The following is a 13871-nucleotide window of genomic DNA, read 5'->3' on the forward strand; positions in this document are numbered from 1 at the left end:
GCCAGAAACGGCCCGGCGTCAGAAGTGTAAAAAAATATTTATAAAGACCCTGCATAAAACCCCGATTCCTGCCGATACTGCTTATAGGCCCATCTATCAAAAACAACAGTGATGGCCGGTGTCAGGCAGTGCGTTGACGCTGGCTGATCGTTTCGTGGCATGGACGCGCGCCGCCACTCTATTTCGAGATCGCCCTTATGTCGCTCCGTCACCTGAATATCGCCCCTCGCGCTTCCCTCGGTTTCGCCTTCATCGCCCTGTTAGTGGTGGTGTTGGGCGGGTTCGCGGCCAACCGCATGACGTTGATCCGCCAGGCCTCGGTGGACATGAGCAGCAACCAGCTGCCCAGCGTGACGTACCTGGCCCAGATGACGGAGAACGTCCTGCGCATGCGTATCCTGTCATTTCGAGTGCTGGTCAACCGCGAGCCAGCCGGCCTGCAGGAAGCCGAAACCCGCATCGGCGTGCTGGTCGACAAGGTCAAGACGGCCCAGGCCGGCTACGCGGCATTACCCGCCGGTACTGAGGAAGCGGCGTTGTACAAGACGTTTGTCAGCACCCTGGATAACTACTTCAAGGCCCAGGCGGACATGCTGGCGCTGTCCAAGCAAGGCGACGTCGAGCAGATGCGCACCCTGATCAATACCCGGATCAAGGAAGGCACCGATCAGATGGGCGAGCAGTTGAACAAGCTGATTGCGATCAATGCCGCCAACGCCAAGCAAGCCAGCGACGCGGCAGGGCACAGTTACACCAGTGCCATCACCGGGATTATCGTGGTTTCGGTCAGCGCTGCACTGCTGACGGTGCTGCTGGCCTGGCTGCTGACCCGCAGCATTGTCACGCCGTTGCGCAAAGCCGTTCAGGTGGCTGAAACCATCGCCGGTGGCAACCTGACCAGCGTCGTTGAAGATAATGGCAACGATGAACCCGCGCGCCTGATCAACGCCCTGTCGACCATGCAAACCAACCTGCGCCAGACCATCCAGCACATTGCCGGTTCGGCCACGCAGCTGGCCTCGGCGGCGACAGAGTTGAGCGCCGTGACCGAGGAAGCGTCCCGGGGCCTGCAGCAACAGAACAATGAAATCGACCAGGCCGCCACGGCGGTCAACGAGATGACCGCGGCGGTGGAAGAAGTGGCGCGCAATGCGGTGTCCACCTCCGAGGCCTCCAACCAGTCCAACCAGGCCGCGCGGTCGGGTCGCGACCGGGTGATGGAAACCGTCGGCGCGATCCAGACCATGACCCAGGACGTCCAAAACACTGCCGCGATGATCGAAGGCCTGGCCACCCAGGGCCGTGACATCGGCAAGGTGCTGGACGTGATCCGCGCGATTGCCGAGCAGACCAACCTGCTGGCGCTCAACGCCGCCATCGAAGCGGCCCGCGCCGGTGAAGCCGGCCGCGGCTTTGCGGTGGTAGCGGATGAGGTGCGGGCCTTGGCCCATCGCACGGCACAGTCGACCCAGGAAATCGAGAAGATGGTCGCCGGCATCCAGAACGGCACCGGTGAAGCGGTGCAGTCGATGCAGCAGAGCAACCAGCGCACCCAGGACACCCTGGAAATGGCCCGCGCCGCCGGCGTGGCCCTGGAGCAGATCACCCAGTCCATCAGCCTGATCAACGAACGCAACCTGGTGATCGCCAGCGCGTCGGAAGAACAGGCCCAGGTCTCCCGCGAAGTGGACCGCAACCTGGTGAACATCCGCGACCTGGCGACCCAGTCGGCGGCGGGCGCCAACCAGACCAGTGCCGCCAGCCATGAGCTGTCGCGCCTGGCGGTGGACTTGAATGGGATGGTGGCGAGGTTCGTTATCTGACCCACTTTTTGCAATGCAATCAAATGTGGGAGGGGGCAAGCCCCCTCCCACATGTGTTCTGTGTGGTGTCAGAAGCTATTGCTTCCAGGCCCCTGGGTTCACCAGATTCTTGGGTTTTTCACCCGCCAGCGCCTGCAACAGATTATCCACCGCACACTTGGCCATCGCCTCCCGCGTCTCATGGGTCGCCGAGCCGATATGCGGCGTCGCCACCACGTTGTTCAAACGCAGCAACGGCGAGTCGTGGCTGAGCGGTTCTTTCTCGAACACATCCAACCCCGCCGCCCGAATCGTACGTTGCTGCAAGGCGTCCACCAACGCCGCCTCGTCCACCACCTTGCCCCGCGAGATATTGATAAAGATCGTCTGCGGGCCCATCCGCGCAAATTGCTCGGCGCCAATCAGCTTCTCGGTTTCGGCGGTCAGCGGCAGGGTCAGGCAGACAAAATCGGCCTGTTGCAGCAAGTCGTCGAGGCTGCGGTACTGCGCGCCAAAGCGCTGTTCCACCGCCGGCTTGGGCGAATGGCTGTGGTAGAGCACCGGCATGCCAAAACCGAAATGCCCGCGCTGGGCCAAGGCTTCGCCGATGCGGCCCATGCCGATGATGCCCAGGGTCTTGCCATGCACGTCGCTGCCGAAGTGTGACGGGCCGATATTCTTGTTCCACTGGCCGGCGCGCACCATGTCGGCCAGCTCCACCACACGCCGGGCGGTGGCCAGGATCAGCGCGAAGCCGGTGTCGGCGGTGGTTTCGGTGAGCACGTCCGGGGTGTTGCTGAGCAGGATGCCGCGCCGGGTCAGGTAGTCGATATCGTAGTTGTCGACCCCCACGGACACGCTGGCCACGGCTTCCAGTTGCGGCGCGAGGTCGAGCAAGCCGGCATCCAGGCGCAGGCTGGCACCCAGCAGGCCATGGGCGGTAGGCAGTGCATCGCGCAGCTTGGCCAGGCCGGTCTCGTCCAGTGCGTCTATCAGGGTGACGTCGCACTGTTCATGCAGGCGCGCCATCAACGGTGCGGAGAGCTTCTTGTACAGAACCACAGACTTTTTCATGGGGTTTTCACCTTCAATTCGAGGGTCGAGATGGGCGCGCGTTCACGGTCACTGGCGCCGGGCTTGAGGAAAATCGTCAGCACCACCGACAGCATCAGCGCGCCGCTCATCAGCAGGTACGAGGCGCCGGGCGAGCCGGTGCTGCTATTGAGGTAACCCACCAGGTAGGAGCCGCCGAACGAGCCGAGGGCGCCCATGCTGTTGATCAGCGCCATGGCGCCACCGGCGACGTTGGCGGGGAGGATTTCCGGGACAATGGCAAAAAACGGCCCGTACGGCGCATACATGCAGGCTCCGGCAATGACCAGCAGGGTGTAGGACCACCAGAAATGTTCGGCGCCCAGAGCGTAGGAAGCGTAGAACGCGATGGAGGCAATCAGCAGCGGCGGCCACACGAAGCGCTTGCGCTTTTGCAGTTTGTCCGAGCCCCACGACACCGCCAGCATAGCGATCACGGCGGCGAGATAGGGCAGGGCCGAGAGCCAGCCGGCTTCGACCATGTCCATCTGCAGGCCTTTCTTGAGGATCGACGGCAGCCACAAGACGAAGCCGTACACGCCGATGCTCCAGCAGAAAAACTGCAGCGCCAGGATGATCACCTTGGGCGAACGGAACGCTTCGGCGTAATTCTTCACCGCCTTGATACCGACCTGCTCGGCGGCCAACGCGCTTTCCAGGTCTTTTTTGTGCTGCTCGCTCAGCCACTTGGCGTCTGCGGGTTTTTCATCCGCCAGCTTCCACCAGATAAATGCCCACAGCACCGCCGGCAGGCCTTCGATGATAAACATCCAGCGCCAGCTGAAATGCTGCACCAGGTAGCCGGACACCACCGACATCCACAGCATGGTCACCGGGTTGCCGAGGATCAGGAAGGTATTGGCCCGCGAGCGCTCGGCACGGGTGAACCAGTGGCACAGGTACACCAGCATGGCCGGCATCACGGCGGCCTCGACCACGCCGAGCATGAAGCGAATGACGATCAGCATGTAGGCGTTGGACACCACGCCGGTCAGGGTGGCCAACCCGCCCCAGAGGATCAGGCTGACGAAAATCAGCTTCTTGACGCTGCGCTTTTGCGCATAGATGGCGCCCGGCACCTGGAAGAAGAAGTAGCCAAGGAAAAACAGTGCACCCAGCAACGACGACATGCCGGGGGTGATCATCAGGTCCTCGGCCATCCCGGAGGCGGCGGCAAAACCGTAGTTGGCGCGGTCCAGGTAGGCCAGGCTGTAGGTGATAAAGACGATGGGCATGATGTACCACCAACGGCGGGTGGCGAGTTTCACGGTGTCCATAAGGTTGCTCCTGAGCTTGTTGTAGTTGTGGCAACAGGGTGTGGGTCAAGCGACGGATCGGGTGGGTAATTCGGAGCGGGTGGGCAAGCCTTCCATATCGCCGCGGCTTTGCACGGCGCGGCTGCCGATCCAGTTGCCGCGTTGTACCGCCTCGGGGAAGCTGAGGTTTTCCAGCAGGGCGCTGATCATGCCCACGGCAAAGCCATCGCCGGCGCCGACGGTGTCCACCACCTTGTCCACGCGCACGGCGGCGACAAAGCCCTGGTCCAGCTGGGTGCGGAAGTAGGCGCCGTCCGGGCCGAGCTTGATCGCCACGGCTTCGGCGCCCTGGTCGAGGTAGAACGCGGCAATATCCGCCGGGTCGTCGAAACCGGTGAGCAGACGGCCTTCGCCCAGGCCCGGCAGGACCCAGTCGGCGAGGCCGGCGAGGGCGTTGATTTCGCGGATCATCTGTTCCTGGCTGGCCCACAGCGAGGGGCGCAGGTTCGGGTCGAACGACACGCTGCGCCCGGCTTTGCGCATCTGGGTCATCAACTCGCGGGACAGCTCGCGGGTGGCCTCGGACAAGGCCGGCGGAATGCCGGTGGCATGCAGATGGCGGGCCTGCAACAGCACCGGGCTGATGGCCGCAGTGGACAAATGGCTGGCGGCCGAGCCCTTGCGGAAGTACTCCACCTGCGGGTCATCGCCGGCTTCTTCGCGGGACTTGAGCTGAAAGCCGGTGGGGTGCAACGGGTCGACCGCCACATGCCGGCAATCCAGGCCTTCTTTTTTCAGCGTGTCGACCACAAAGCGCCCAAGGGAATCATTGCCCACCCGGCTCAGCCAGGCGACGTTGAAGCCCAGGCGCGACAGGCCGATGGCAACATTGCTGTCGGCGCCGGCAATGCGTTTGTGAAACTGCGCCACCTGGGCCAGGTCGCCGGTCTGCTCGGCGACAAACATCGCCATGGTTTCGCCAAACGAGAGGATATCGATCTCAGACATGGGCATTCTCCCCACGGGGTTGGCCAAGGAGGGCGAGGGCGGCCACCTGTTGCGCGGTGACGTCGACCAGGTCATCGCCCTGCAACGGGAATTCCACCGCCCGTGTAATGCCTTGAGTCATGTGGGTGAGCAGTTGTTCCCACAGATGCAGGTCGGTGGCGCCGGGCGGCAGTGCCACCAGCTTGCCGTCCGCGCGACGGGCCACGGCCTTGCAGTGCAGGTAGTCGACGTGCCGGCCGAGCAGGCGCGCGGCGGTCAGGGCGGATTGGTCCTGCCATTGCCAGTTGCCGATATCGAAGGTCATCTTTACCGGCAGGCCCAGGCGTTCGACTTCAGTGAAGAAGCGCTGCATCGGCTCGATGCGCCCGCCGTGCAGGGTCTGGTCGTTTTCCACCAAGAGTTTGACCGGATGGCGGGCGAGCAGGGCGTGCAGGCTTTCCAGGTCGTTGGTATCGGTGAAGTAGCCGAGGGAGACTTTCAGCCAGCGCGCACCAAAGGCCTGGGCGCGGTCCAGGGTTGCGTTGAGATCGGCATTCGGCTGGGCGCGGCCGGCGATCCACAATTCCAGGGGCGATGAGAACACACACTCCAGGCCTTGCTCGGCGGCAGCCTGGGCCAGTTGTGCAGGTTGCTCGCTGGTCAGCAGTTCTTCGCGCCACTCGATGCGCCGGGCACCGGCGGCGGCCAGCAGTTCGACAAAACTCAATTGGCCTTGCTGGCGGACCAGGTCGGCGCCGTAGCTGGAAAGGCTGATGGAGACGGGGTATTTGTGCATTGTTGTTTACCTCTGAAACCGGTTTCATTTTTTCACGTTATAAAGGTTGAATCGACTCTGCTACGTGTAAGGACGCTGGGTCGAACCTCGAATGATCAACTGGGGCAAAAAGTCCAGGGTGCGGGTCGGTTCGGTGTCACCGCGCAAGCGCTTGAGCAGGCAGTCGAACGCACTGGCGCCAATGGCTTCGGTGGGTTGGGCGAGGGCGGTGATGCCGTTGCCCACCAACGGGTACCAGTCGAGGTCGTCCAGGGCGATCAACCCGATATCGTCGAACAGGTTGCAGTCCAGCGCCTTGAGCGCACGGGTGCAGGCCAGTGTGGCGACGCCGTTGGCACAGAACACCGCCTTGGGGCCGGGTTTGGCGAGAAAGGCTTGCAGGCGTGGTTCCAGCCCGTCATCGAGCGCCAGCACCGCGCCGGTCAGCGCCGGGTGCCGGGCGATTTCGCCCTTGAAGCTGTCCAGGCGTTCCTGCCGTGAACTGGTGCCATCGCAGGCTTCGCTCACCAGCAATACATCGCGGTAACCCTGCTGTTCCAGGTGTTCCACCGCCATGCGCACCGCCGCCGGGTTATCCAGCCCCACCAGGTCGCTGTGCAGCGGCTCGACCTTGCGGTCCACCAGCACCAGGGGCATTTCCCGTTGCAGTTCCAGCAATTGGTCGAGGTGATGGCCGAGGGTGTTCACGATCAGCCCTTCGATGTTGTAGGAGCGCAGCGCCGCCAGGTGTTGGCGCTCCTGTTCGTCATCGCGGTCGGTGTTGCACACCACCAGGCTGTAGCCGTGCCGGCGGCAGGCGGTTTCGACGCCGTGCATCACGGCAATGGAATAGGGGTTGCGGATATCGGCCACCAGCATGCCGATCAGGCGCGTGCGGCCACGTTTCAACCCGCGGGCCATCTGGTTGGGGCGGTAGCCGAGTTGTTCGATGGCGTGTTCGATACGCAGGGCGATGGCATCGGAGAGCAGGGCGCGGTCCTCGCCGATAAAGCGGGACACGCTGGCTTTGGACACGCCGGCGCGTTGGGCGACGTCGAGCATGGTGACACGGGTGCGTTGGGCGGCGGAAAAAGGGGTCACGGTCGCGGGCCTTTCTTATTGGTGTTGGAGGTCATTAAACATCGACAAGGATGCTTGAAACCGGTTTCAGAAAACACCAAATCAGAAGATCCGTCAAGCCAATGCGGCGCCGACGTAGCTGTTGAAACCGACGAGCGGCGATGCCTACCTGTTAGTTTTGACAGTACCCAAGCGTGGTATTTGGGCGCTTAATCCTTGCCAAGGGCATCTTCCGTTGTATCGTCGGCAGGACAGTTATATGAACACTTCCAACCCTCGTCGCAGACGTGTCTCCAGAAGCAATATTTTGTCTTTTTCCGAGATCAAGGTGCCCATCCTTGATGATGCCGTGCCCCCGATTATCGAGGGGTATATCCCGCGCGAGTACCTTGACTCGGATATTGAGGTGGTCATCGAGGAGCTTTGGCCAGAGTCCGCGCCGGAGGGGAGTTTCGACGTCCTGGTCGTTCATTGGCGCCGTAGTGGAAGTGAGGGAGAGCCGCTCCTGCGCCGGCGGTTCAATGGCCCGATTGATCCGGCGATTTTTCCACTGCGTATTCCCGTTGACCGGAGGTATCTGGAGAACGACGGCACCGTGCTGCTGAGCTATGAGGTGCTTGAGCAGGGCACTTTGCCCACCTCTTCGCCAACGCGCGTGTTAGTGCTGGACCGTACCCCACCCAACAACAATATCGCCCCCCAGGTGCCTGAATTTCCCGTCAGTATCATCGATGAGGATTATCTGGCTGAGAACCCGACTGTGAACATGCGGATACCTTTTTACACTGGCCGTCGCGCATGGGACCGGGTCGAGTATTACCTTTCGGATGAAACACCACCACCGGAGCGGGATACGCCTGATGGTTTTTTTGACTTTGTTTCTGAAACTGAGCCGTTGGTTTTCCCCGTACCAGGAGATCTGTTTCGGCTTTATCGAAACGGCCTTCAATACATGCATATTGTGTTGCGGGACCGCTCCGGTAACCCAGGGCCGCGATCAATCCAGACACCGGTTATTGTTGATCTGGATCCCTCGCCCTCCGACCTCCAGGCACTGGTTGTTCCGGCGATGGTGAACGGCTTGATTGATCGCCAGGATGCACGCCTTGGCGTTGTGGGGAAGGTGCTGTACGACAATTGGCAGGAGGGGGACCATGTCACGGTTACGTGGGGCGCTACGCCGTTATCGCCACAGCCGGTCACCCAGCTGCCTCTTGATGTCAGCATCCCTTGGGAAACGTTGATTGCCCAGGGGCTGGGGCAAGCTTCCGGCGTTGCTACGTACACCATTACTCGCACCGGTGGAACGCTCCCCACCCCTCCCAGCCCACCGACGGTGATCAGATGGAACTTCACGGTGGCGGGGCAAGACCACGGCGATGCACCGCAACTGCTTAATCTCGACCTTCCTGCCGTGATGGTCTGGGGTGAAGGTTCCATGACCGAGAACCTTATCGATATACGTGATCAGGATCAGCGCATTTACGCCAGTGTTCCGTTGTACCACCGGCCTCAGGATGGGGAAAAGTTGACGCTGTATTGGGGCAACTTTCCCAGTACCGCTGTACCGGTTGCACACTACACGGTGGATGTAAGTAAGGGCGATGCGGAAGGCAGCATTGTCGAGTTCAGTGATATTCCCTGGAATGTCATCACGGGAGCAGGCAATAACGACAGAATGCCTGTTTATTACACGACCTCTAACGGCGTTAATGAACAATTGGCCAACTTCACCAACGTGACAGTGGCCGTGGTTCCTATATTGAGTCTTACGCAAGTGCAATTTCCCAGTGCAACTGCAGACGCCTGGATAAATTGTCAGACTGTTCCTCCCATGTGGGACCATATCCCCCTGGGAATTCCGGGAAATACACAGCTCAGAGAAGGCGATGCGGTGCTCTTGAGTTGGCAGGGTTATGAGGGTTTTTTTACCGGGCCCATTGACGGGACTGAAGACTCTTTGCTGCATTTCCTTTCGGCGGAAGAAGCGAAGAAGGGTTATATATTTAAGCAAGATAACTATGAAGAAAAGATAAAGCCCATACGGTCAGACAATCCGGCAAGCGTGGGGAGTTCGGCACTGGTGTCTTACGAAGTGCTCCGTGGCACCAGAATCATAGGCAGGGCACGGGAGCGGCAAGTCAAGATTGACCAACGCTACTCCAGTGGACGTTATTGCGGTCCCGACGAAGACGGGGAACAGGACTCGCCTGTTAACGAGTGACTGAGTCCAATAATAAAATTGAGCTTCGATAGTGGTCTCAAGTGTTTTAGAGGCGGGGCCAACTATTCGGTTCAAGGCGAGCGATTTCTCGTTTCGCCTGTGACATTGAAGTGGTAACCGGCGTTAATAATTCGCTTATGGAGAACGTAGATGACTATCTTTAGTAAGAAACAACAGGCTGCACTTGCCTCTCGAAAGCTCAATCGAGAGTATGTTTCCAAGTATGGCGGCGGTATTTTTGAGTTTGAGGCGCCGGAGTTCAGCTCGCTAAATGATCAGGGGCTGATCCTCGCAGCGGCCTCAAGAAAAGACTTACCTGTTACGTTTGTAGCCCCATCGCTTGAGGTGCCTCCTGCAGAAGCCCGGCTGGAATTGGTGATGCGCGATAAAGGTGTGACAAATTGGGCACCGTCTCTGTATACGCTTCGCTATTCGGGAGCCGGTGCAATCAATGCGGGCGACATTATTGTCAGGAATATTCCGAGCTCCCGCCTGAGTCAGGGGAAATACGAAATTGCCTATATCTTGTATGAAGACAAGCTCCCTACCCTGTCAGGAATCGCGCCATTGGAGGTGGATCTGACGGCACCCTACAAATTCAATGTCGACGACGATGAAGAACACGATATCCATCCGTTTGCTCCGTTATTACCGGCCGACCTAGGGCCGGAAATCGACGAACTCTATGTAGAGGAACATGATGAGGGATTGGTATGTACCTACCCGAATTACGAGGACTATGGTCGAGCAGACGGTGACACAATCACGGTCTATTTCTCGAAGTATTCCTCATCGCTTCTTGCTACAGAGATCGACACGGTGCCGGTGGAAGATAGCCTTGAGTTTGTTATTCCATGGGACCGGATCGAAGTGCTGGAAGCTGGCACATACTATTTGTTTTATATCCTGAAAGACCTGGCCCGTAACAAAAGCAGGGAATCTGTTCCCTGTCCCGTCCGGCTGAACCTGGTGGGGGTTCCTGATCCTTTGCAGGCGAGGGTGCCGTTGGCGCTGTTGCCGGCCGATGGCCTGATTGATCTGGCGGATGCTCACGAGCCCGATGGCGTGACGGTGGAGATTCCTCAGTACGCCAATGTGCGAGAGGAGCTGGATGTCATTGACCTCACCTGGGGCGGCGAGAGCGTGGGGCGCTTCAATGTCAGGGATTACACGCCGTTTCCTCTAAGGCTGCCGGTTGATACCGATATCATCTTCGACGTGTATGGTACCGGCCCCGGGGAAGTGGACACGGATATCGATTACCTGGTTGATCGCAATGGCAACGAATATCCCGCGCCCACGCTAACCATTGAAGTGGATCTTTCAGGCCCCGGCCCCGACCCGACGCCAGACCCGGAAAACTCTCGGCTCAACCTGGTGAACGTGTACGGTAGCGATCCCGATCAGGAAAACCATTTGCTGCCGGAAGATTTCGGTAACGACGCGACCGTCGAGATTGTGCTGTGGGAGGTTCCCCCGCCTGTACCCGGTATCACCCTTACTGGTTATTGGGGCAGTTTTGCGTACCCCTTCGATTCAATCGAGCTGGATGGCGAAACCGGTGGAGACACCGTTACCCTCAACGTGCCTTGGCCAATCATCAAGGAGGTTGGCAATGGCACGGTCCCGGTGTTCTATACCTTGAGTTGGGAAGTCAATGACAACCTCCAGCGATCTCGTCCCCAGAATGTCGAGGTCGACGCCAACATAGTCGTCATGGAGCAGCCGACCTTCGTCAAGGCTGGCACGGATATGGCTTGTACGGATCTGGATCCGTTTAACTTTTCCGCACGTGTCAGAGTGCCGGGCAATACCACCTACTTCCAGGAGGACGCTGTCGTCCGCGTGGAATGGCAGGTATACAGCGACAGGGCCAGCACTACGCCATTGGGGGATCCTGTATCGTTCAACTCGCTACCGTTGACACCGGATATGGTTTCAAATGGTTTCTTCCTGACGATTCAGCCTTACACCACCGTCATCAGGCCTGCTGGGCGCAACTCAGTCAGCATTCAATACTTTGCGATGGTTAATGGCGTTGAGGAGCCATCTGAGAAGGGCTTTACAACGACGCTGTTCGCAAACCGGTCTACGCCGCCGCTGTACTGCGAGGAGCTGCCGGTTCTCGGGGAGGATGAATAGTCAATACACGTTGTTCAAAGGGCGCTTCGGCGCCCTTTGGTTTTCACCTGTCATGAGCTTCCTTGCGTAGTTGCGTTACCCCATTCCCGCCATTGATACGCGATTTTCCTTAGGGTGGTTCGGATAATTCCTACATCCGTCGTTAGTGCTCACCGGTAATTTTGCGGGCCTTAACTGGCCAGTTTTCACTGCATTCGAAACAGGCCGAACTTTTCTGTTATGGAACGCCTGTTGAACGAGTGAGTGATCATGAATACCCAGTCTATTTTTAAGTTAAATCCTTTAGCCTTCGTCGTTAAGGTTGCGTCGATTGCATCACTGTTAGCTCTCGCTCCGCACGCTCAGGCAAGGCTGATCGAAAATCGAACCGAGACCATTGACTTTCACGACGTGCTCGACAGCTATACGTTGGAAAATGCCACGCTCAACGTGATAGAGGGGCGAACCGAGAGCGTCTATGCCGCCCGCTCCAACCTGAACCTGAGCGACTCGAGTACCGTCCTCGGCACCGTCGTTGCACAGGCGGGCTCGAACGTCAACGTGGATACCAGTCGTGTTGTGGCGCAGGGGGATTTCAATGCGGGTATCACGTTGTACAGCAGTAATGCGTTGATCAACGGCAGCGTGATTTCCAGTGCCGACTACGATGGGTTGGTGCTCAGTCGTTTCTCAGGCTCCACCGTGGGTTCCAACGCGACTGTCAATGGCAGCGTGGTTTCCGGGGCAACCGGCGGCGCAGCGGTTGGAGGCCACAGCGTGCTGAACCTGGACCGCAGCATCGTGCAGGGTACAGACGCTGGCAGTTTCGGTTTGAAGTTGCAGGGCGCAGAGGCCCATGCTCGTCAAAGTGTAATCACAGGCGGCCTTAACGGCGTAGTCCTGACGAATGAACCCCGTAGTGTGCTTGCCAATAGCTTGGTACTGGACAATACCCACGTGACTGGCGAAACCGGTGCAGCGATTGTGGTAGAAGGCCTGCTGGGCAGAGGGGCCAACGCATCGATTGAGGTGCTGAATGGCTCGACACTGTCCGGTGGCAACGGCAACCTCCTTGAGGTCAAGGATGGGTCTTCGGCCACTGTACGGGTTGATAACAGCCAACTACTGGGCAACGTGATCGTTGAGTCGGGCAGTACCACACACCTTGACTTGCAGAACCGGGCTGCGTTGACCGGTCGCCTGGAAAATGTTTCGTCGTTGAGTATCGGTAGCCAGTCGCTGTGGGACATGACCGGCAACAGCCAGGTCGGCGCCTTGAATCTGTCGGGCGGGATGATCAGGTTTGGTGCGAGTGACGCCTTTTACCAGTTGGACCTGACCAGCCTGTCAGGTAACGGCACGTTTGTGATGGGCACTGATTTTGCCCGGGGCTTGACCGACTTCCTCAACATCACGGGTTCCGCCAGCGGCAACCATCAATTGCTGCTATCCAGCAGCGGCGTCGAGCCGGTCAGTGCCAATGAGGTGCGTATTGTTCATACCGGTGGCGGTGATGCGCAGTTTTCGCTGATAGGCGGATCGGTCGATGTGGGGGCGTGGTCTTATGGGCTCAAGCAAGACGGCAATGACTGGTTCCTCGACCCGTCGTCGCGGGTCATCAGCCCTGGCACCCGCTCGGTGCTGGCGCTGTTCAATGCCGCGCCTACCGTGTGGTATGGCGAGCTGTCTTCTCTGCGTACCCGTATGGGTGAACTGCGCCACAGTGGTGCTGAGTCCGGCGGATGGGTCCGCAGTTATGGCAACAAGTTCGAGGCCAAAGGTGGTGCCGGAAATGGCTACACCCAATCGCAACGCGGTTTTTCCCTCGGTGCGGATATGCCGATGATGGACAGCCCATGGCTATTGGGGGTCATGGCCGGTCATAGTGAATCAGATCTGGATGTTGGCCGTGGAACGTCGGGCACTATCAAAAGTTACTACGTCGGTGCCTATGCCACTTGGATGGATGAAGACAGTGGCTACTACTTTGACGGTGTGGCCAAGGTGAACCACCTGCGCAATGACTCCAAGGTGGGGTTGAGCGATGGCGCACAGGCCAAGGGTAACTACTCCACTAATGCCTTGGGTGTTTCGGCAGAGGTCGGGCGTAATATTCGGTTGGATGATGCGTTCTTCGTTGAACCGTTTGCCCAAGCGTCGGTGGTGACTACCAAGGGCAAGAGCTACCAACTGGATAACGGGATGCAGGCCAAGGGCGATCACACCCACTCGGTCCTGGGTAAATTGGGGGTGACTGTCGGCCGTGATTTTGTGCTCGATAGCGGTAGCGTTGTACAGCCTTACTTGCGCGGTGCGGTCGCTCATGAATTTGCCAAGAACAACAAGGTGTCGGTGAATAACCAGGCTTTCAATAACGATCTCTCGGGCAGCCGTGCAGAGTTCGGTGCGGGGGTTTCGGTGTCCTTGTCCCAGAACCTGCAGTTGCATGCCGACTTCGAACATGCGAAAGGCAAGCGGATTGATCAGCCTTGGGGCGCCAACGTGGGCGTGCGTTACAGCTGGTAATCAACAAT

9 protein-coding genes are annotated in these 13871 nt (G+C 59.1%); 4 read left to right on the forward strand and 5 right to left on the reverse strand.

Translation table 11 applies throughout. The annotated features are described in order from the left end of the window. The first annotated feature begins 197 nt into the window (after positions 1-197). A complete protein-coding gene (locus BLQ09_RS16430; protein ID WP_027606434.1) occupies positions 198-1823 on the forward strand; it encodes a methyl-accepting chemotaxis protein in 1626 nt (541 codons plus the stop codon). A 75-nt stretch (positions 1824-1898) separates the two neighbouring features. Here the strand turns inward: BLQ09_RS16430 and BLQ09_RS16435 are convergent, their stop codons facing one another. From BLQ09_RS16435 to BLQ09_RS16455, 5 genes are read right to left on the reverse strand one after another with little or no spacing between them, the layout of a single operon-like run. Continuing rightward, positions 1899-2876, reverse strand: a complete 978-nt coding sequence (locus BLQ09_RS16435; RefSeq protein ID WP_027606433.1) for an NAD(P)-dependent oxidoreductase — start codon at positions 2874-2876, stop codon at positions 1899-1901. Further along, complete coding sequence (locus tag BLQ09_RS16440; protein WP_027606432.1) at positions 2873-4171, reverse strand: MFS transporter; 1299 nt, start codon at positions 4169-4171, stop codon at positions 2873-2875. Before BLQ09_RS16440 ends, BLQ09_RS16435 begins: the two co-directional genes overlap by 4 nt. 45 nt (positions 4172-4216) lie before the next feature. After that, on the reverse strand, positions 4217-5158 hold the full coding sequence (locus tag BLQ09_RS16445) for a sugar kinase (protein ID WP_027606431.1): 942 nt from the start codon (positions 5156-5158) through the stop codon (positions 4217-4219). Further along, positions 5151-5933 carry a sugar phosphate isomerase/epimerase family protein gene (locus BLQ09_RS16450; protein ID WP_027606430.1) on the reverse strand — a complete coding sequence of 261 codons (783 nt, stop codon included), beginning with the start codon at positions 5931-5933 and terminating at the stop codon, positions 5151-5153. The genes BLQ09_RS16445 and BLQ09_RS16450 overlap by 8 nt, the downstream gene beginning before the upstream one ends. A gap of 60 nt (positions 5934-5993) precedes the next feature. Next, positions 5994-7013 (reverse strand): LacI family DNA-binding transcriptional regulator, encoded by a 1020-nt coding sequence (locus BLQ09_RS16455; protein ID WP_043293610.1) that lies wholly within the window; start codon positions 7011-7013, stop codon positions 5994-5996. 238 nt (positions 7014-7251) lie between these two features. Here BLQ09_RS16455 and BLQ09_RS16460 point away from each other — a divergent pair, with 238 nt between their 5' ends. From BLQ09_RS16460 to BLQ09_RS16470, 3 genes are all read left to right on the forward strand, one after another. Continuing rightward, complete coding sequence (locus tag BLQ09_RS16460) at positions 7252-9216, forward strand: hypothetical protein (RefSeq protein ID WP_098479688.1); 1965 nt, start codon at positions 7252-7254, stop codon at positions 9214-9216. A 150-nt stretch (positions 9217-9366) separates the two neighbouring features. Next, a complete protein-coding gene (locus BLQ09_RS16465) occupies positions 9367-11358 on the forward strand; it encodes a hypothetical protein (RefSeq protein WP_027606428.1) in 1992 nt (663 codons plus the stop codon). Positions 11359-11607: 249 nt separating this feature from the next. Continuing rightward, positions 11608-13863 (forward strand): autotransporter outer membrane beta-barrel domain-containing protein, encoded by a 2256-nt coding sequence (locus BLQ09_RS16470; protein ID WP_043293609.1) that lies wholly within the window; start codon positions 11608-11610, stop codon positions 13861-13863. The last annotated feature ends 8 nt before the right edge of the window (positions 13864-13871 follow it).

It is taken from the genome of Pseudomonas sp. NFACC25 (assembly GCF_900100935.1).
Taxonomy (GTDB): Bacteria; Pseudomonadota; Gammaproteobacteria; order Pseudomonadales; family Pseudomonadaceae; genus Aquipseudomonas; species Aquipseudomonas marginalis.

Bases quoted from the DNA above. Each gene is read 5' to 3' on its own strand.
- BLQ09_RS16430 (WP_027606434.1), top strand. From the start codon at position 198: ATGTCGCTCCGTCACCTGAATATCGCCCCTCGCGCTTCCCTCGGTTTC.
- BLQ09_RS16435 (WP_027606433.1), bottom strand. From the start codon at position 2,876: ATGAAAAAGTCTGTGGTTCTGTACAAGAAGCTCTCCGCACCGTTGATG.
- BLQ09_RS16440 (WP_027606432.1), bottom strand. From the start codon at position 4,171: ATGGACACCGTGAAACTCGCCACCCGCCGTTGGTGGTACATCATGCCC.
- BLQ09_RS16445 (WP_027606431.1), bottom strand. From the start codon at position 5,158: ATGTCTGAGATCGATATCCTCTCGTTTGGCGAAACCATGGCGATGTTT.
- BLQ09_RS16450 (WP_027606430.1), bottom strand. From the start codon at position 5,933: ATGCACAAATACCCCGTCTCCATCAGCCTTTCCAGCTACGGCGCCGAC.
- BLQ09_RS16460 (WP_098479688.1), top strand. From the start codon at position 7,252: ATGAACACTTCCAACCCTCGTCGCAGACGTGTCTCCAGAAGCAATATT.
- BLQ09_RS16465 (WP_027606428.1), top strand. From the start codon at position 9,367: ATGACTATCTTTAGTAAGAAACAACAGGCTGCACTTGCCTCTCGAAAG.
- BLQ09_RS16470 (WP_043293609.1), top strand. From the start codon at position 11,608: ATGAATACCCAGTCTATTTTTAAGTTAAATCCTTTAGCCTTCGTCGTT.